The 20,112-nt window shown below is 37.9% G+C and carries 18 protein-coding genes; 14 read left to right on the top strand and 4 right to left on the bottom strand.

From position 1 onward, the window contains the following. Window positions 1–51: 51 nt before the first annotated feature. Window positions 52–918, top strand: a complete 867-nt coding sequence (locus MHI57_RS13450) for a M23 family metallopeptidase (RefSeq protein ID WP_095371611.1) — start codon at window positions 52–54, stop codon at window positions 916–918. Between the two features lie 78 nt (window positions 919–996). On the opposite strand, the gene MHI57_RS13445 is transcribed toward MHI57_RS13450, so the two are convergent. Beyond that, window positions 997–1,653 carry a LysM peptidoglycan-binding domain-containing protein gene (locus MHI57_RS13445; protein ID WP_412728608.1) on the bottom strand — a complete coding sequence of 219 codons (657 nt, stop codon included), beginning with the start codon at window positions 1,651–1,653 and terminating at the stop codon, window positions 997–999. Between the two features lie 652 nt (window positions 1,654–2,305). Here MHI57_RS13445 and spoIIID point away from each other — a divergent pair. From spoIIID to MHI57_RS13410, 7 genes are all read left to right on the top strand, one after another. Continuing rightward, window positions 2,306–2,578 (top strand): sporulation transcriptional regulator SpoIIID, encoded by a 273-nt coding sequence (gene spoIIID, locus MHI57_RS13440; protein WP_095371613.1) that lies wholly within the window; start codon window positions 2,306–2,308, stop codon window positions 2,576–2,578. Window positions 2,579–3,018: 440 nt separating this feature from the next. After that, entirely contained in the window at window positions 3,019–4,020 is a 1,002-nt protein-coding gene (locus tag MHI57_RS13435; protein WP_095371614.1) for a rod shape-determining protein, read from the top strand. A gap of 147 nt (window positions 4,021–4,167) precedes the next feature. Then, window positions 4,168–4,983, top strand: a complete 816-nt coding sequence (locus MHI57_RS13430; RefSeq protein ID WP_095371615.1) for a flagellar hook-basal body protein — start codon at window positions 4,168–4,170, stop codon at window positions 4,981–4,983. A 29-nt stretch (window positions 4,984–5,012) separates the two neighbouring features. Then, the gene (locus MHI57_RS13425) at window positions 5,013–5,849 is read left to right on the top strand and encodes a flagellar hook-basal body protein (RefSeq protein ID WP_307318227.1); all 837 of its coding nucleotides are present in this window, start codon (window positions 5,013–5,015) and stop codon (window positions 5,847–5,849) included. 14 nt (window positions 5,850–5,863) lie between these two features. Beyond that, a complete protein-coding gene (locus MHI57_RS13420; protein ID WP_095371617.1) occupies window positions 5,864–6,145 on the top strand; it encodes a DNA-directed RNA polymerase subunit beta in 282 nt (93 codons plus the stop codon). Window positions 6,146–6,292: 147 nt separating this feature from the next. Continuing rightward, a complete protein-coding gene (fabZ, locus tag MHI57_RS13415) occupies window positions 6,293–6,715 on the top strand; it encodes a 3-hydroxyacyl-ACP dehydratase FabZ (protein ID WP_095371618.1) in 423 nt (140 codons plus the stop codon). 187 nt (window positions 6,716–6,902) lie between these two features. Continuing rightward, entirely contained in the window at window positions 6,903–7,175 is a 273-nt protein-coding gene (locus tag MHI57_RS13410) for a hypothetical protein (protein WP_095371619.1), read from the top strand. Window positions 7,176–7,306: 131 nt separating this feature from the next. On the opposite strand, the gene MHI57_RS13405 is transcribed toward MHI57_RS13410, so the two are convergent. Next, entirely contained in the window at window positions 7,307–7,738 is a 432-nt protein-coding gene (locus MHI57_RS13405) for a YwpF-like family protein (RefSeq protein WP_095371620.1), read from the bottom strand. A 180-nt stretch (window positions 7,739–7,918) separates the two neighbouring features. Here MHI57_RS13405 and MHI57_RS13400 point away from each other — a divergent pair, with 180 nt between their 5' ends. The 5 genes from MHI57_RS13400 (at window position 7,919) to MHI57_RS13380 (ending at window position 14,633) form a co-directional block, all read left to right on the top strand. Beyond that, window positions 7,919–8,389: a DUF7878 domain-containing protein gene (locus tag MHI57_RS13400; RefSeq protein ID WP_340976804.1), complete on the top strand. Its 471-nt coding sequence runs from the start codon at window positions 7,919–7,921 to the stop codon at window positions 8,387–8,389. 184 nt (window positions 8,390–8,573) lie between these two features. After that, complete coding sequence (locus MHI57_RS13395; protein WP_307318234.1) at window positions 8,574–8,984, top strand: single-stranded DNA-binding protein; 411 nt, start codon at window positions 8,574–8,576, stop codon at window positions 8,982–8,984. 661 nt (window positions 8,985–9,645) lie between these two features. Next, window positions 9,646–13,575, top strand: coding sequence for a S8 family serine peptidase (locus MHI57_RS13390; RefSeq protein WP_340976801.1), 3,930 nt, complete (start codon window positions 9,646–9,648; stop codon window positions 13,573–13,575). Window positions 13,576–14,098: 523 nt separating this feature from the next. Continuing rightward, the gene (locus MHI57_RS13385; RefSeq protein ID WP_340976799.1) at window positions 14,099–14,239 is read left to right on the top strand and encodes a hypothetical protein; all 141 of its coding nucleotides are present in this window, start codon (window positions 14,099–14,101) and stop codon (window positions 14,237–14,239) included. Window positions 14,240–14,387: 148 nt separating this feature from the next. Next, window positions 14,388–14,633 (top strand): hypothetical protein, encoded by a 246-nt coding sequence (locus MHI57_RS13380; protein WP_340976798.1) that lies wholly within the window; start codon window positions 14,388–14,390, stop codon window positions 14,631–14,633. A 40-nt stretch (window positions 14,634–14,673) separates the two neighbouring features. Here MHI57_RS13380 and MHI57_RS13375 read toward each other — a convergent pair whose 3' ends face one another. Further along, complete coding sequence (locus MHI57_RS13375) at window positions 14,674–17,502, bottom strand: DEAD/DEAH box helicase (RefSeq protein ID WP_340976796.1); 2,829 nt, start codon at window positions 17,500–17,502, stop codon at window positions 14,674–14,676. Beyond that, the gene (locus MHI57_RS13370; RefSeq protein WP_322909827.1) at window positions 17,495–19,126 is read right to left on the bottom strand and encodes an SWIM zinc finger family protein; all 1,632 of its coding nucleotides are present in this window, start codon (window positions 19,124–19,126) and stop codon (window positions 17,495–17,497) included. The genes MHI57_RS13375 and MHI57_RS13370 overlap by 8 nt, the downstream gene beginning before the upstream one ends. A 315-nt stretch (window positions 19,127–19,441) precedes the next feature. On the opposite strand from MHI57_RS13370, the gene MHI57_RS13365 reads away from it, so the two are divergent. Then, window positions 19,442–20,104, top strand: a complete 663-nt coding sequence (locus tag MHI57_RS13365) for a hypothetical protein (protein ID WP_095371628.1) — start codon at window positions 19,442–19,444, stop codon at window positions 20,102–20,104. The last annotated feature ends 8 nt before the right edge of the window (window positions 20,105–20,112 follow it).

Raw genomic sequence — 20,112 nt, 5'->3', positions numbered from 1 at the left:
ATGTATATATCTTCTGGAATCTGTTCAAACTGATGCCAGAGGTGATGAAAAATGAGAGAGGAAGAAAAAAAGACTTCTCAAGATTCTAGTTTTAAAAAGTTTATGAAGAAACGTTGGGCTTATCCAGCAATTTACATCGCGAGTGCAGCACTCATACTTAGTGGCGTTCTATGGTTCCAAAACAGCAATGAAAATGCTTCAGACACAGATGGATTCGATTACGGTGAGACAGATCTTACTGGCAAAGGTAATGAGGATGCAGTTGAAGTAAATAATGCAATGGAGAACTTTGTGCTACCGGTAGAAAAAGCGGACGGAGCAGTAATCCAAACTAAATTCTATGATGTACATGGTGAGGAAGCGGCTCAAGAAGAAGCTTTGGTATTCTACAATAACACATACCAACCAAATGCAGGTATTGACATTGTTATGGAAGATGGGAAAACATTTGAAGTTCGTGCAGCATTAAGTGGAACAGTTACTAAGGTGGAAGAAGATGCAACACTAGGTAATGTCGTTGAAATTCAGCATGCTGAAGGAATTGTGACACGCTACCAATCCATTACTGATATGAAAGTAAAAGAAGGTAGTGTAGTGGAGCAAGGAGATACAATTGCTCAATCTGGTCAAAGCCAAATTAACCAAGAAGCTGGAGAGCACGTACATTTTGAAATCCGTAAAGATGGTGTAGCTGTAAACCCAGAAGAGTTTGTTGGTAAAACGTTAAGTCAATTGGAAAAAGCTGAAATAGCTGAAGAGAGTACACCTGCTGAAGATGCAGCCCAAGAAGGTTCAACGGAAAGTGCTGATGATGAATCAGATGCTGCGCCAAGTGATGAAGGCCAATCAGAAGATGATGGTGCAAGCAATGAAGATGAAACAGACGCTGATACTTCTTCGGATTCACAAGAATCATAAATAATGTTGAGACAAAAATGGAAAAGTTTCGACATTTCTCGGGAAATATTCATTCGTGAATATTTCCCTTTTTATTTCTTATGGTGTTTGAGTAGAATGTATTGATAGTAATGAATTTTTTTTATATGTAATGAATAAATCTTGACCAGTAAATGCTTGAAGTCTAGAAGCAGACTGTAGAGGTGCCAGTAAAGTGAAGAACTCTTCATCGGCTTGGAATTCGAGCACACGATCATCTGCAGCTCCAATAAGTTTAGCTTGCGATGTATACATTTCATCAATGATGGTTAATGGCTGAAAAGCGTTAATATGATTATCCTTAAGGTTGTTGAGTGTTTTTAATTCTTCAACGCTTAGTCCGTATCTACCGGCAATTCTCCATAATGTTTCCCCAGGAGCGACAATATGTATAAATGGTTCACCTGATAAACCTTGATAGTTTGTAGGATATGGAATGTCTAGCGTTTGCCCTACAGTAATATAATTGTCTACAAGTTGGTTATGTATTTTTAATTCTTCGACAGAAAGATTATGTTTTTTGGCAATACGATAGAGTGTATCATTTTTTTTAACTTTATAAGTAGCGGCTTCTGATGATTGCTCATTCAAGCTGAAAATGACAGCAAGAATAATGACTGTAGCAGCCAAGATGCCTGTTAATTTCATTCTTCTTATTTTCATCCTTCTTTGTCTCGCTTCAAAGATTCTCTCTTTCCGTGGCTTTAACACTGTCAAAATAAATCACCCTTCAATTGGAAAATAATTGTTATATAACCATGTTTTATCTATTGGCTCGATTTTTAGTGTAAGTCAGGGATGGATTAAACAACAATAGGAATAAAGAATCTCTTGTTCATTATAAAGAATTGGGTATTTGGAATTTATGTATGGACTTTTATCACTTTTCATTGGTTGCTTAAATACATTTAATTGAGTGATTAGAACTAAAAATGCTCTTTTGTAATATAGAGTAAGAAAAAGGGTTTGCGAAACTTGTCGAAAAATAAGAATTTATAATCAGGTCTAATCACCCTTTTTTAAGTCATAAGTCGCAGGTAATAAATAACAACCATGTTTTATAGAGAATGTCTTCTTGAAAAAGATTGCTTAAAATGAAAAAAACATACAGCTACTTGTCCTACTTGTGTTTTTTGTGCATATATTTTAATCCAAGCTAATAAACTGTTACAAACCTTACAAAGAGAATGTTTGAGGTGAGGGGTCGTTTGTTTAGTAATAGCTGTATAATCTCTAGGATATGTTTAGCTACTGCTCGGCAGGTTTACCTGCTACTCTTTTAACAACTAGTAAAAAACACACTATAAGACAAAGTAAAAACGAGTCTCATTTCACACTTCTCACATCCAATTTAGGGAGGGCGAGTAGTGTGCACGATTACATCAAAGAGAGAACCATCAAGATTGGGAAGTATATCGTGGAGACGAGAAAAACGGTTCGCGTAATTGCGAAGGAGTTTGGCGTATCCAAAAGTACAGTCCATAAAGATCTTACAGAAAGATTGCCTGAAATAAATCCTGACCTTGCTAATGAAGTAAAAGAAATATTAGATTATCATAAGTCCATTCGTCATTTGCGAGGGGGAGAAGCAACAAAGTTAAAGTATAAAAAAGAAGAGCTTGAAGAAGAACCCATCAAATAATGTATGAAGCGGGCAGAGGGAGGTAAGATACAACCACCATCTGCCCGTTTATCCATCACTCCTTTATTACTTCAAAGTTTCTCACCAGCTTTTATCCCAAGAATCAACCAATTCGACAATTTCTCCTTAAAAAGTCACAATATATTTTGACAAATAGTTATTTATTCTCCTAGAGATGTGCTAAAATAATTAACTAGGATATAATGAACTTGATATGTGCTTTTGTTAACGTGGAAGCCCTAGAATATACATAAAACAACTCTTTTCTCAGGTTGCTTGAGAAAGGCTTTTGTATGGGGAAATATTCGTGCGGAAACGAAAAATCAATGATAGATTGCTTACATAAGCAAAAAACACAAAAGGCATTTTACATGCCTATTAAGCCATTTGAACTGTAAAAATGAGAAGAAGATTTAGTTGCGAGGAGGAAGTTAGGAACAATGTTTGCAAGAGATATTGGAATTGACTTAGGTACGGCAAATGTACTGATACACGTAAAAGGAAGAGGGATCGTATTAAACGAACCTTCTGTTGTAGCCATTGATAAAAACACGAATAGAGTACTAGCTGTTGGTGAAGAAGCACGCCGTATGGTGGGGAGAACGCCTGGAAATATTATTGCTATTCGCCCGCTAAAAGATGGTGTTATTGCTGACTTTGATGTAACTGAAGCGATGCTTAAGCACTTTATTAACAAATTAAATGTAAAGGGCTTTCTATCTAAACCACGTATTCTTATTTGTTGCCCTACAAATGTAACGAGCGTCGAGCAAAAAGCGATTAGAGAAGCCGCAGAAAAAAGTGGCGGTAAGAAAGTCTATCTTGAAGAAGAACCGAAAGTTGCTGCAATTGGTGCGGGAATGGATATTTTCCAACCAAGTGGTAATATGGTCGTAGATATTGGTGGAGGAACAACGGATGTGGCTGTTCTATCTATGGGTGATATTGTTACATCTTCTTCAATTAAAATGGCCGGTGATAAATTTGACAATGAAATTCTCCAATACATTAAAAAGGAGTATAAGCTTTTAATTGGTGAGCGTACGGCTGAAGATATTAAAACTTCTATTGCAACAGTATTCCCTGACTCTAGAAATGAGAGCATGGAAATTCGTGGACGTGATATGGTTTCTGGATTACCTCGCACAATTACTGTTCATTCAAAAGAAATCGAACAAGCTTTAAAAGAGCCTGTAGACGTGATTGTTCAAGCTGCAAAAAGCGTTTTAGAGCGGACACCACCTGAACTATCAGCAGATATTATTGATCGTGGCGTTATTCTGACTGGTGGAGGAGCATTGCTTCATGGTATCGATATGCTTCTTGCTGAAGAATTAAAAGTACCTGTTCTCATTGCTGAAAATCCGATGGACTGTGTCGCAATTGGAACTGGAATTATGCTTGATAACATTGATCGTTTACCACGGAAAAAATTAAGTTAACAAATGATTAAGGCTGACCTAATGATTCTCCTATAGGCCAGCCTTTTCGTTGAAGAGGAATGCATTTACCTCTAAGTAAATAATGTTAATTAATTATGCAGCCTTTCCGATATAAAAGGGAGACGATAATATACGGGAGTGACCGATATGTTTAGAGGGTTTTACACTGCAGCATCAGGTATGTTAACGCAGCAAAGAAGAACGGAAATGTTAGCTAACAATATGGCCAATGCAAATACACCTGGTTTTAAAGCAGATCAAACAGCAATTAGCAGTTTCTCTGATATGTTACTGCAAAGAATAGATAGTCAAAATATCCCTACTGAAAACGGATTTCGTATACCAGTTAACGAAACAGTTGGAAGTATTAGTACAGGTGTATATTTACAAGAAGCAATGCCTTTATATACCCAGGGTGATTTGAATGAAACAGGTCTGGCTACAGACTTATCGCTTGAAAATGGTAATCTTCCGGACGGTAGTGCATTGTTCTTTACTGTTGCTGGTGAAGATGGGAATACAAAATATACACGCAATGGTAATTTTACATTAGATAGCCAAGGGTATTTGACTTCAGCAAGTGGTTTATACGTCTTAGATACAAACGGGAACAGAATCCAACCAGGTAGTGAATCATTTACCGTTAATGATGAAGGGTATTTAACAAATGCAGCTGGAAATACCACACGAATTGGCGTAGCTTATGCGGAAACAACAGAGAATCTTCTAAAACAAGGAGATGGACTCTTCGCTACGGAAGATAATACTGCTTTGCAAAATGGTTACGGTAATGTAGCCTTTCGTATCCACCAAGGTTTCTTAGAACGTTCCAATGTTGATACCTCAAGAACGATGACAGATATGATGGCAAGCTATCGTACGTTTGAAGCCAACCAAAAAGTGTTACAAGCATACGACCGCAGTATGGAGAAAGCAGTAAACGAAGTTGGCCGTCTTGGATAACAACCAGGAAGTTATAAGGAGGCGATGAAATGAACCGTGTAATGATTACAGCAACAAACACCTTATCACAATTACAAAAGCAAATGGATATACACGCCAATAATATGGCGAATGTCGATACTACAGGTTTTAAAAGAAGAGAAGCGTCTTTTGGTGAACTTCTCGTTCAACAATTTAATAATCAACCTGCTGAAGAACTAATGGGCGTACAGAGAATGACTCCAGAAGGCGTTAGACAAGGTGTAGGGGCTAAACTTGCCCAAGCTAAGCTAGTGAGCACACAAGGCAGTCTAAAATCAACTGATCGGGCATTAGACTTCGCTTTAACAGGAGAAGGTCAATACTTCCGCATTCTTCAACAAACCGAAAACGGTGCTGAAATCCGTTATACCAGAGACGGCTCTTTCCATCTTACGCCGTCAGGGAATAATGAAGTGATGCTTGTAACTGGGAATGGTGATGCCGTTTTAGGACAGAATAATGAACCCATTACTTTTTCTTCAGATGTAAACCAGTTTACATTATTGGAGCAAGGCAGACTCCAAGCTCATACTGCTAATGGAGGCATTGAAACGGTAAATCTTGGGATTACGGTCGTACATAAACCACAATATTTAACACAAATCGGTGAAAATATGTTAAGCTTGCCTGCAGAGGCTGAAATGGATGGCATTGATATTTATACTGATTTAGCTGGGCAGTTCAGTGGCGATATTTCACTATCACAAGGTGTCCTAGAACAATCAAATGTCGACCTTTCAAAGGAAATGACCGACCTAATGAACACACAACGTTCATACCAATTTCAATCACGTTCAATAACGATGGCTGATCAAATGATGGGCCTCATTAATGGAATTCGTTAAAGGGGAAGAAAACGATGTCACTTAATAACGAGCAAGATTCGTCAACAAGAATAACTAAACAAAAAGCGCAACATAATTCAACTACTACACGTGAAGATAAAACCACAGTGAACCGAATTAGAGTGCGACTTATACCGATCTGGCTACGAATTATTATTGTGCTAGTTTTACTTGCCATTTGTATCATCGCGGGTGCAGCGTTCGGATATAGTGTGCTTGGTGATGGCCAGGCAACAGATATTTTTAAAAAAGAAACGTGGATGCATATGATTGATTTGGTTAATAAAGAGAACTGAAGAATGGGGAGCGCATGTATATGCCTCCTTTTTGTTTTGACTTATTTTAAGAATTTGAAAATGAAATTGTTTTATCTTTGCATTTGGGCTTTTTTTTAGTACAATAATAATTAATATTATACCTATTATTAGTAGGAGGTACTAAAAATGCTTGATATTAATGAAATAAAAGAAATTATTCCTCATCGTTATCCCTTTTTATTAGTAGATAAAATCCTTGAAGTGGAAGAAGGTCAAAGAGCTATTGGCATTAAAAATGTTACGGCTAATGAAGAATTCTTTAATGGCCATTTTCCTGATTACCCCGTCATGCCTGGTGTTTTAATTGTGGAAGCATTAGCACAAGTAGGCGGAGTGGCGATGCTGAAAAAAGAAGAAAATAAAGGAAAGCTCGCTTTTTTCACTGGGATTGATAAATGTCGATTTAAAAAACAAGTGAAGCCGGGCGATCAGCTGCGATTAGAGGTCGAAATGACTCGTGTGAAGGGCCCGATTGGTAAAGGAAAAGGTGTTGCAACCGTCGACGGCGAACTAGTTTGTGAAACAGAAATGATGTTTGCATTGAAATAACATAACATCAAAAGAAGTAATGCCCGCTTTATATAGGGCATTACTTCTTTTTTTCTCTGCAAGGCACTATCACAGGCGGAAAATTTTACAATCAATCAATTTGAAATTTTGTTCAGGTTTTCGGGAACGATAACAAAAGACCACAATAGAGGTCAAAAATTTTTGAAATTGGAAGGGAGTTTTACCCATGAATACAAAGCTGTTAAAATTACTGTCTGCATCTGCTTTAGCGGCGACAATGCTTGTTGGTTGTGGAGCAAACAATGAGCAAGAGCCACCGCCAGAAGATAATGATAATATTGAAGAGCCAGCAGAATTAGAGGATGGAAATGACATTAATAATAATGATCAAGACGATCTAAACAATGATGATGATGGTATGCTTGAAGATGACAATAATACAGATGAAAATTTAAATGAAGATGCACCTGCGGACGAAGAAAACAAAGATAATATGTAAATAAAAAAGAGGTTCCGATTAAACAATCGGAGCCTCATTAAAGTTTAAAGATATCCACGCGAATATTACGAGTATGAACATCTCGAAAAATCGGGTGGAGATCCTCGGAGAAAGCATATATTAGCTTTTCCTTATTTTTTATTACTCGTCAATCTTTGTGCTCTTTTCATTTGGCCTTTAAATTCAGCAAGAAGTTTTTCGCCACTTAACCCTTTAGAAACGAGGTCACTAAGTAATATCTCTGCGAATTCATTTCTTTTATGACGAATGCTCCCTAAGAAAAGGACACTCATATGTTCTTCAAATTCATTAATGGATGCAATTTTAGTAATGAAATGTGCTGGATCATTATCTTTTTTCGTAATTACTACTTGTAGCGGTACATCGATTTCTTTTTTGCGGAGATTGGAAAAGAAGGAAAGGTGCTTTTTATCAATAAAGGCCTCGAGTAGCCACCGACTATTCTCATCCTCTTTATTAATAATGAGTCCGTCCTCCAATTCGACATCTACTAACTCATCCTCATCCCAAACCTGCATGGAAACTAGCTTAAATGTCTTCATGCGACCCCTCCCTTTCTCAAAAGTTAACTGAGTTGTCTAAATTATATCATAGAAGATATACAAAACGAAAATATCTTACAAAAGGTAAGTTATAGTTTATTTACCCCTTTTTAGGTCCCCTTTACACATATAAAAAGAAATAGGATATGCTTAAGGAAAACAGTTTGAAGGAGATAAATATTGGAAAAATATTGGACCAATACCTTACATTTTACATACCATTTCACATGCTCTCCCAATGAAATAACAGCAAGCGATAAACGTGACACTGCAAAAATTCTGTCGATAGATATTTTTTTTACAATAAAGATTAACAATCAATTATATTTCCAAGCAGATTTACCTGCCTTTGAATTTTATAAAGCATTGGCGAAATGGCAAAAAAAATGGTTGAAAAATCAACAAGCGGCATTTTATTATTTTTCAATTGAGTATGATGAAGGAGCTATTTTGGAAATGATTCCTTTTCATCAGTTAGCACGATTGAACACTAGCTGGCCAGAAGCTGAGGTTTATAATGTTTTTGCCCACCAATATCTTGTAAACGAGCTAAGCTTACTAGAAGGAAATTTAAAAAACGATATAGAACGTTATTTTGATATTAAAATCAGTTCATTTATGCCTCATATTCCTTATAGAGAAGAATGTTGAAATTTGTCGAAATTTATCTTACCTTTATTGCAAAAGTTAATTTTTTGCCATATTTTTATGGGAAAATTTAAATTCTGACCGTCTATCCGCAGTTTTGAAAGCCTATCGTAAGTGAAAATTATTTTTCCGTTTTTTTACAAGTTATACAAGCTATATTAACCTAGTGTCAGAAAGGAGGAGGATGATGAATCAAGTTGGCATTGTTGGAAGGTTAACGAAAGAGCCGGATTTAAGACTTGTATCAGATGGAAGGTCGGTGGCAAATATAACGGTTGCGGTCAATCGTCAATTTCGCAATCAAAATGGAGAGATAGAAACTGATTTTATTCAATGTACACTTTGGCATAAATCTGCGGAAAATCTCGTTCAGTATTGTACGAAAGGGTCACTTATAAGTGTTGTTGGCAGATTACAATCAAGATCATATGAAAAGGATGGAAAAAGGAAGTATGTGATGGAAGTGATTGTCGAGCAAGTACGTTTCCTCGATAATCGAAAGAAAGAAAAACAACAAAGGGAGGAGATGAATCCAGATGACTCAAGAACAAAAAGTGATGGAAACACTCATAGAGAGTCTTATCAAAATGCTTGGTAATGCAAACTATCGAATGAGTGAGATGGAGAGTAGACTGGCACAATTAGAATGTATATTGAAAGAATCGTATGATAGAGGAAGAAAAAGAGCTTAAAGGAACCTCAATTTACTTTTATCCCCTTATTACCTTCTATTAGAAAGAATCAATGAACATCCTCATAATATCCCCAACTTGAAGCAGTGCCTATCGCACTGTTTTTTTCTTGTAAGTATTAGGACGTATAGGATATTTAAAAGTAAATTTTGAAGTCAACAAAATAAGGAAGCAAGTGGAGAATGGAGAAACCCCACACTCAAATAGGAAGGCTAAAAGCATTGTAGCAAAAGGGTGCAATAACAGACTTAGCAGAATAGGACCATGACAATATATCATTTTTCGTTTCCTTTACCTTTTTATGCTGAAAACAAGTGCGCTTGTTATAGTTACATTTCTCCACTATACCATTTATGATTTCCCGTTTGTTTTTATTTTGAGAGAGGAAAAAGTGGGTATATGTGAATGGTTTATTAATAAAAAATATTTCGAATTATAAAATAATTATATTTTACTAGGCAAATTAGCATAAATTGGTACTTTAGTACTCTAAAACTAAATTTTTCCTTATGTTAATTTAATAGAGAAACGAAAAATTCTGAATTTTATTTACAGAGGGGGAGTTGAATGTTGAAAAAAAGCAGGATTCTTGTCGTATTAATGGCCTTTTTACTTATTTTCTCTGGGTCAGTGTCAGCAGCAGTACCTGAGAAGAAGGTAGAAAATACTAAAGGGAAAGAAAATCAGCTCAATCTACAAAAAATAGAAAAAACGGATGCCGAGGAACAATATAAGAAGTCTGATATTGTTCGTGTAATTGTCGAAATGGATAGTGAGCCGACCATTGCATACGCACAGAAAACAAAAAAAACATTTAAAGAACTACCCGCAGCAACGAAAAAGAAACTGACAAACGAGAAACTAGCAGAACAAAAATCGGTTAAGCAAAAAGTTAAAGACAACAAAGTGAAGCTCGTCGAACATGAAAGTTTCACAACAGTTGTGAATGGATTTAGTGCAGATGTAATGTATGGGGATATTGAGAAAATTAAAGAAGTAAAAAATGTATCCTCTGTTGAAATAGTGAATGAATATGAACGCCCAGAGGAAAAACCTGACATGGTTTACAGTAAAGAATTGGTACAAGCTCAAGAGGCTTGGAGAGAATATGGCTACAAAGGCAACGGTATGGTTGTCGGGGTTATTGATACAGGTATTGATCCAGATCATCAAGATATGATTTTATCAGATGAGACGGAAGTCGATTTAACAGAATCTAAGGTTAATAGAATAAAAGCAGATAACGAGCTACCGGGAAGCTATTATACTGAAAAAGTACCATATGCTTACAATTATATGGATGAAGACGAAGTAATCGGTGATGTGGCTGAAGGAGCAAGTATGCATGGTATGCACGTATCAGGGACAGTAGGCGCAAATGGAGATGAAGAAGATGGTGGAATTAAAGGTATTGCACCGGAAGCGCAAATTCTCGGTTTGAAAGTATTTGGTAACGATCCTGAATTCGGTTCTACATATGGAGATATCTATGTAAAAGCCATTGATGATGCGATTATTTTAGGAGCGGACGTATTAAATATGAGTCTTGGGTCAACAGCAGGATTTGTCTCGCCAGAATCTGCCGAATATAAAGCGATTGAGCGAGCAGTTGATAATGGCGTCCTTATGTCTATTTCAGCTGGTAACTCTGCTCATTTTGGTAATGGCTTTGCCAACCCAACGCCAGAAAATCCGGACTTTGGTGTAGTTGGTTCGCCAGGAGTATACACAGATTCATTACAAGTGGCATCTTCTGAGAATTCATTTATGGATCTCGATGCCATTAAGGTGAATATAAATGGCGAAGAGGTGGATGCTCCATTTCTTTCAGCTGGTGACAAGCACCCTAACGATGTCGACACAAAAACGTTCGATGTTGCAGATGGAGGACTTGGCTACCCTGATCAATTAACAGAAGTTGCAGGGAAATATGCAATGATTCAACGTGGAGAATTGTCATTCGTTGATAAGGCGATAAATGCACAAGCGGCAGGTGCTGTTGGCGTAATTATCTATAATAATACAGATGGTTTCGTCAATATGCAGTCAGATCCAGCTATTACAATTCCACAATTATTTATGCCAAAAGTGAATGGTGATCCAATTGTTGAAGCGCTTCGTGCTGGAGAAGAAGTAACATTTACTTTTACTGGTGAAAAAACAACAGCACCAAACCCTGAAGCAGGCAAGATGAGTGCCTTCACTTCATGGGGTGTGACACCGAACTTAGACTTTAAGCCTGAAATTACGGCGCCTGGTGGGCAAATTTACTCGACATTAGAAAATGGCCAATACGGCATGATGAGTGGTACATCCATGGCAGCTCCACATGTGTCTGGTGGTGCAGCACTCGTTCTACAAAGAGTAGATGCTGACTTTGATTTAACTGGTTATGATCGTGTATATACAGCGAAAAATATTATGATGAACACATCTCAACCAATCGATGATCAAGGCCTTGTTAATGAGTCACTTGAGTGGGATGTTCCTTATTCACCTCGTAGACAAGGATCGGGCATCATGCAATTGCACTCAGCTCTTTCTACACCAGTCGTTGTAACAGAGGTAGAAACGGATGAGGCAAAGGTGGCCTTAAAAGAAGTTGGGGATACTTTTGAGTTCACATTGCAAGCAGAAAACTTTAGTGATGAAGACGTCACTTATGACGCAGCTGCGAATATCCAAACAGATTTTGCTGCATATGGAGAATTAGGCTGGAATCCAAATGAACTTGAAGCACAAGAATTATTGAATGTTGAGGTCACTGTTGATGGTCAAGAATCGGCTGAAATTACTGTTCCTGCAGGAGAAACAGTTACGTTTACCGTTCAAGCCGATGTAAGTGATGCACAAGTAGTTGAACCGAGCCAAACGGGTAATTGGACAACACCAGTTGATGTTGATGAAGTATTTCCGAACGGTTATTTTGTGGAGGGGTATGTGACATTAACTGATTCAGCAGATACTCACCCAGAACTTTCTGTACCATATGTAGGATTCAAAGGTGAATGGGATCAATCCCCGATATTAGATGGATTAAAGTATGATGAATCATCCTTCTATGGTATGGGTGGTGCTGTTTATGAATCTGGCGACAGTTACTATTATCTTGGTTATGACCCGATAGCTGATGCATATAAAGCGGATAAAGTAGCAATTTCTCCAAACGGAGATGGTGTACAAGATGCCATCATTCCTGCTCTATCATTCTTGAGAAATGCCCATCAAGTGGTATTTAATGTATTAGATGAAGATGGTAAGCAATTGCGCAAGTTGAGAACAGACAATGATCTGAGAAAAGACTATTATGACGCTGGTCAAGGTAGTTATTACAAAATTAACTCAGCATGGAAATGGGATGGGAAAGTAAAAAATAAACTTGCTGCAGATGGTAAGTATTATTTTGAAATTAAATCTGTCATTGACTTCCCTGATGCCGAATGGCAGTCAGTAAAAATTCCGGTTATCATTGATACAAAGGCACCGGAATTGGCTTTCAAAGTGACTGAAGGTAATAAAAAGTTAACGATTAATGCATCAGATCATGAAAAAGGTTCTGGCGTATCTTATCTTGATATTTTAGTAGATGGTGAGTCTGTATTAGAAACACCGCTTGCAGGGGATACAGAGGAATATACATTCTCAGAACCATTAGAGGTTGGTTCGACTGTAACTGTACAAGCATTTGACTATGCGGGCAATGTAACAACGAAGGAGCTAGAAGTGAAACCTGCCGATCAAAAGGCACCAACCGTTCGTTTAACGACTCCCGAAGCTTTAAGCACAGTGAATACAAATGATATTCAATTTACTGGTACCATTACTGATGAATCTGAGATTAGTGAATTTACTATTGCAGGTGAGGAAGTAGAACTGACTTATGATCAAGAGAAGAAACAATATACTTTTGATACAATTCTTCATTCTGAAGACGGTGCACCTTCCTTTGCCATTAAGGCAGTCGATGCAGCAGGGAATGTGGCCCAGTTCAAACGAACAATTTTAGTAGATGCAACCGCACCAGAGGTTGAGGTACTTGGATTACCTGAAAGTGAATATATTGAACATGATGCTGAAAATCCAGTTGTGGATGTAAGAGTAGCCGATAATTTTGATCAAATTCGTCTTTATTTAGATGGCGATGAGGTTTATTTCAAAGAATTCCAAGAACCTTATGAAATGAGAAGCTTTGAACATGTTGTGGCAGATATTGAGCTTGAATTACAAGACGGAGCAAATGAATTTACGTTCGAGGCAATTGACATTGCAGGCAACAAAACGGTACAAACAGTGGAATTATACAAATTAGGTGAAGGAGAAGAAGCACCTAATGGAGACGGACCAAACAACCAATTCCCGATTTCTCCAGAAAAGCCTGGAAATGTTGTGAAACCAACACTACCAGGTAGCGGAGGTGGCATTAAAGCACCGAATCCACTACCAACAAACCCAATTGCACCAGGAAAACCTGTGATTGGTGGTAAAATAGGGTTCTAAATAAGCGTAAGAGTCTAGCAGATTGCTAGGCTCTTATTTATTACGTATAGAAAAGACTAGAAATGGGTGAGGGGGCAATACAGTAGTTAAATGAAAATAAGGGTTAGTGGTATTAGCAAGTCTCTTAGAAGGGAAACTAGAGCTGAGCGCGTAGCAAATAGGAGTTGTGAGTCATTCAGAAGAAAACCAAGAGCTGAGCGCCTTGCAAATAGTGTTTGTGAGTCATTCAGAAGGAAACCAAGAGCTGAGCGCGTAGCAAATAGTGTTTGTGAGTCATTCAGAAGAAAACCCAGAGCTGAGCGCCTTGCAAATAGAGTTTGAGAGTCATTCAGAAGGAAACCAAGAGCTGAGCGCGTAGCAAATAGGATTTGAGAGTCACTCAGAAGAAAACCCAGAGCTGAGCGCGTAGCAAATAGAGTTTGAGAGTCACTCAGAAGAAAACCAAGAGCTGAGCGCGTAGCAAATAGGATTTGAGAGTCACTCAGAAGAAAACCCAGAGCTGAGCGCCCTGCAAATAGAGTTTGTGAGTCATTCAGAAGAAAACCCAGAGCTGAGCGCCCTGCAAATAGAGTTTGTGAGTCATTCAGAAGAAAACCCAGAGCAGAGCGCCACGCAAATAGGTTTAGCAAGTCCCTCAGAAGCAAAAACAAAAATGAGAGCGTAACACAACCCATACAGACATGCCATCACATTTGCGAACTGCCATCCGAACTGCCATCTAATTAAAAAAGTAAAAACAACCATTTTCCAAAAGGATATTCAGCAAACTTTGTCGAAATGGTCATAAATACCTATAGAGAGGAGGTGAAGTTATGAATGAACCTCTTGTCTACCAAAGAAAAGAAGTTCTATGTCCGATTAGTTTTTACGATGCCCTCCAATTAATCTCAAATCCAACTTCTAAAGATTTCCACCGTGTTTCCTTCCAACAACGCACACCCATCCAAAGAACTACTCCCATCAATGATCCGTTATTGAAGCAAACGCTATTTATGTGTAACGAAGCGGTTATCTTCTTAAGTAATCATAAGAAAGGTAAGCAGGAATTAAAGGTTTAAAAAGAAGAAGCTGCCCGAATAAGGCAGCTTTTTCAACACACTATGACAGCAAGATCAAATCGCGTAACTCATCCGTAGATAATTCTGTTAGCCAGGCTTCGCTTTGAATAATTTGTTCATTAAGTGATTGCTTCTGATCAAGCATGCGGTCAATTTTTTCTTCTAATGTTCCTGTGCATATTAACTTATGGACATGGACAAATCGTTTCTGCCCAATTCGATAAGCGCGGTCAGTCGCTTGATTTTCAACAGCAGGATTCCACCAGCGGTCATAATGAATGACGTGGTTTGCAGCGGTAAGGTTTAGCCCCGTTCCACCAGCTTTTAATGATAAAAGAAAGACCGGGAACTCCTTGTTTTGGAAACGTTCAATCATGATATCACGATTCCCTTTAGGCACACTGCCATTTAAAAAAGGGACTTCAAAGCCATATTTCTTCTCAAGCAGTTGCTGAATCATATGACCCATCTCGATGTATTGCGTAAACACTAAGCAGCTTTCTCCTTGCTCGTGGACAGCAGCAATTAATTCATCAAGTTTCTCTAATTTTGAAGAGCGGGAAATTAATGCATGATTTTCGACTTTTTCCTTTAAATAGAGAGCTGGGTGATTACATAATTGCTTTAGGCGACTAAGTAACTGTAAGATAAGACCCTTTCTTTCAAAACCAGTTAGCTTTTCAATCTGCGCAAATGTATCTTGCACCAATTGCTCATAAAGAGCAGCCTGTTCTGAAGTGAGTGGACAGTATTCCTTCTGTTCGAGCTTGTCGGGCAGATTTAACGCCACTTCTTCATCTTTCTTCGTTCTGCGTAAAAGGAAGGGACGAATATATGCTTGCAGTTGTTTAACTTTTTCCTCATCCTGGTCTTTTTCAATCGGAAGAACAAAGCGTTTATGAAAAGCACCTAGACTACCAAGGTAACCATGGTTGGTAAAGTCAAAAATGGACCAAAGCTCAGAGAGACGGTTCTCCATGGGTGTTCCTGTCAAGGCGATATGATGCGTTCCCTGTAATTGCCTGACGGCTTGCGATTGCTTTGTTTGTGCATTTTTAATATTCTGTGCCTCATCAATACTTACAGAACTCCATTCGATTTCCTTTAGGCTATCAATATCTAAGTGAGTTAGTCCATACGAGGTAAGCACAACATCTGCTTCCTTCACTGCTTTTTCTAATACTTTTCCTTTGGCACGATAAGAACCGTAATGAAGATAAACATTTAAATCAGGGGCAAACTTTTCAAATTCCTTTTGCCAATTTCCTAAAACAGAAGTAGGACAGACAATTAGGGCAGGTTGTGTATGGTTTCCGTCCTCTTGCTCTTTTACTGCCAGTATATATGAAATCAATTGGATCGTTTTTCCAAGTCCCATATCATCAGCAAGGATGGCACCAAATTTAAACGAACGTAAAAATAATAACCAGCTCATGCCGAGTTTTTGATATGGTCGTAAGTCGCCTGCCAATCCAGCTGGAATAGGCTCAATGGGGATATCATGAATATTCCGTAGTTGATTAACCATTTTCCTCCATTGACGATTTAATTCTATTTGTACTTTTGCGAATGCCCGTTGGCTTTGTGCTTGATCTTCATCTTTTTCCCCACCAAGCAATTCTTGTTCGATTAAATCCCGGACATGAAGTCCTTCTTGCTCGGCTTTCTTCATTAAACTTTGAATATGCTTTACAAAATGGGGATCAAGCTTAATCCATCGGCCGCGAATATATACAAGGCGACGTTTCTCTTCAACCATTTGCCGAAATTCTTCTTCAGATAGTTCGACACCATTCATCGAGAAGCGCCAATCATAATCAAGCATAGCCTGCAATCCAACAAAGGATGGCCTGTGACTGCTTGATGCTTTAACCTTTGCCTTTACATTCATGCTTGCCTTTTTCATTGCTTGCCACCAAGAAGGGAGAAGGATTTCAACGTCAAGAGCAAGTAAGGTCTCACTCGCTTCAGTTAAGAATAACCATGCTTCTTCTTCTGTAAGTTGAGTGGTCAATTGTTGTTTCTTTCCTTCTAACCATGGAAACATCTCGAGAATACGAATCATTTCCTTGTCTACTTCCCCCTCGTAATCGAGCCAACCAGGAGGATAATTCCCTTCATCTTTGTAATCAACAAAGAGATCTGGATTTTCTCTTCCTCTTAAAAATACGGAAAGGGACCATGTGAGGTCATCTTCTGCTGGCTCCTCAAGTTTAATCCCGAGTGAAAATGGTGTAGGAATTTCTTTTATCCCTATCCATTCCTGCCACTTTTCTTCATCAAAATACGCAGCTAATGCTCGTGCAGAGAGATATTCGTTGCGTAAAGCAAGTAGCTTCTCTCCGAACGCCGCTTTCGCCTGCTTGTTTTTTTGTAAATAATGGTCAAGGGCATGATGGAAGAGTTGCTGAATCATCGGTTTGATTGGTTCATCTAACAATGACTGTTCCCAAAAATCAGGGTGAAATTCATTAATGACATCAGCTGGCAATGCCCAGCGAAAGTGGTCACTTTCCCAAGCGTCAAAATCGGGCATCCATTGACGCTCATCGATGCAATCTTTGAGGATTGGAGCAGCAGCTAGTAGAATCTCAGCTGTTTCATCCCATTTCCAATGAATAAAACGATTAAACTGCTCGTTGGAAAATAATGTAACAATCTCCCAACTATCTAAAAGAAAACCACTGATACCATCGATAGTTTTTTCATTAATCATCGTGCCAAAGAAGCTTTCGCTATGAGAGTAAAAAAGCATGGGCTTCCAGTCAACAGGAGGTATCGTTCTTTCCTTATCATCTTTAGCAAAAATGAAAAAGGCATCCGCTTTAATCATATTTATTTGTATGGAGATCATCCTCGTTTTAAGCATGAATTAGTTTCCCTCTTTTACATTCTTCCTGAAAAGCACGTAGTCGTTTTGTGCTTTCTAACAGCTCCTCTAGGAATTGTTCCCATTCACTAGCCAATGATAATTCTTCATAAAGTGAACGAAGTTTTTGCATTTTCTTCACTGCTTGACGGTATTGCTCACGACTTTTTAAATGGATATCGTGTTGGATTGCTTGATGGTATAAGGGAAGTAGCAATGTGGGCTCTGCTTTTTCAAGACGCTCTAGCCGCTCTTGTGAAATGTCAGTGAGTCGGATGCTGAGCAGTGCTTGGAGATCAACCCATTTCTCCCATTGTTCATATTCATATAAGAAATCATCGTAATAATAAAAGCTATAAGGTAATGTTTCAGTTAAAACTTTTTCGTATAAGTCATTCCGTTTTGTTTGTTGGCAATAAGGTGTAATGACCTCTAAAACCATTTTTACGAGGTCTGAGCATTTATGAAAGTCATCTTCTTCCTCTAAGTATTTAATTGCATAAGGAAGGAGTGTTTCGATATATTGTTCTGCACGTTTCCATTCTTTTTGAGCATTTAGTTGATATATCCAATAAAAGAAATAAGGTGTATAATCATAATCGCCCTCATCGATCAATTGAAACACTTTTTGATCATCATGTAGTAAAAAATGTAAATGGGCCATGCCGATAGTACATGATAGCGAGGCATCAGTTTCATATAGTGTACGTAGTTTCTCTAACTCTTCTTCACGCCAACTCTTTTGTTTGAAAAATTGTGTCCAAAGTCTACGGTATAGTTGAATTCTTTCAAATTGAACTATCTCAGAACGGTGGTCTATTAAGGCTGTTGCTTCATTTCTTAACCGTTCGATAAATGGATCAAAGGCAAATGGGACTGTTTGCTGGGAAAGTCTTTCCATCATGACAGAGGACTCTTCCATTAAGTCTTGAAAAAGGTGGAGATAATGGCGTTCTATCTCCTTTTCACTATGTTTACATTCAGTGGCAAATTGTTCGAGTAGCATAAATGTATGCATGCTACCAATTAATTGGTATAGCAATTTCCATTCTTTTTTTATAGGAGCATAGGCATTTATTTTTCGTAAATAAATATAAAATAAATCAGAAACGACGTATGGCTTTGGATATTGTCCAGATTGATACATAATTTGCTGGAAATTCTCTGTAAAGGTACGAATCCAATTATCATAATCAGGTTGTTTTGTTGGGTTCGTTTGCATAAGGTCACGTGCGCGCTTCAAGCCAAGGTCTGCTAAGGTCTTCCGTTCCTTAATGGGGGCACGCCAACTCTCTATCCAATTAGAAACACTGTTATTTTTCGCTAACAGATAAAAGAATACCGCCATCATATGTCTACAAGTATCTTCCGCAGGACAAGAACAACGACTTATATGATAATCTTCTATATTAAGGGACACTTGGACTCGGTTTACATCTAATACAGCTGCTGTGATGGAGTGTGACTCATAGCGAATCTGCTTCACGAGCCCTTGACGGTATAGAATTAATCCTTTTTGCACAAGTGCTTGATCAGTAGCTGCGTGTGCGTCTAGCTCTTCCTTCACTTTGCGTGCCATATCCTCTAACGGCTCTAAAAAACGCTCAGGAATCCCATTATCCATAGCCTTCACTCCATTCACATCAATTATTGTACCTTTTTAGCATTCCTCCATTATACCATTTTCTAGGCAAAGGTTGAAGCCGCCCGCAGGATTATGGAAAGAACGGCTTTCGTAAAAATATACTCTTTAATCAAACGAAAATATCCATTTCTTAATCGGTCTATTTATGTAAAAAGAACGATAGATGACGAATCGTGTCGAACCTTGACATAAAAGGGTTTTTCGTGCCTTAATGGTACCTTTAAACTATTCAAATATATGATTTTTCAGTTACAATATAAATAGACTAGAAATTTTTGGCTTGGGGGACATAGTATGAGTGAACGAGTACCTCTTTTCCGTGGATTGAAACAGCCGCAATTTGTCGCTTATCAATTGGGAAAAGAGGAGGAAGTTGTCGGTTTATGGAAACCGGTTGTTTGGCTTACTTTAGCGAGTATCATTATTGCAGGCATTTCAGCTTTTTTCGGTATAGGTAGTGAGTATGTTTCAAGATCATTGCCGGATTTAACGAGGAGTGGATATGAAGCCTATCAAACTTTTTTTGCTGTGGGACAGGTAACATGGGGACTCATCTGGATATTATTAGCTATCTTTATTCCTTCACTCTTTTTTTGGACCATATTAGAAGTAGATTATCGTAAATTATTATTTGTACAACTGATTATTACGATGATATTTTTAATAGAAAAATTAGTTTTCATTCCAGTACATTTGTTTTTAGGAATCAGTGCTGAATCGAATATATTTTCACTAGGAATTATCGCCCAAACGTTTACTTCGATTGAGCTCATTATATTCTTTCTAGCCAATATTACGTTATTCAAAGTATGGGCTATCATTCTTACATATAAGTATTATCGCCACTTATCTGAGCGATCCCCACGTTTTATTATTTGGACTTTAATAGGTTTTTATTTATTTGTTGCAGTTATATCATCCTTACTTTCATACATTAAATTCGAAAATATTATTTAAGAAGGGGT

This window comes from Cytobacillus sp. FSL K6-0129 (assembly GCF_038007625.1).
GTDB classification, from domain to species: domain Bacteria; phylum Bacillota; class Bacilli; order Bacillales; family Cytobacillaceae; genus Cytobacillus; species Cytobacillus kochii.
Note: the sequence above shows the minus strand (reverse complement) of the source record. Positions and strands in the feature narration are given on the sequence as shown.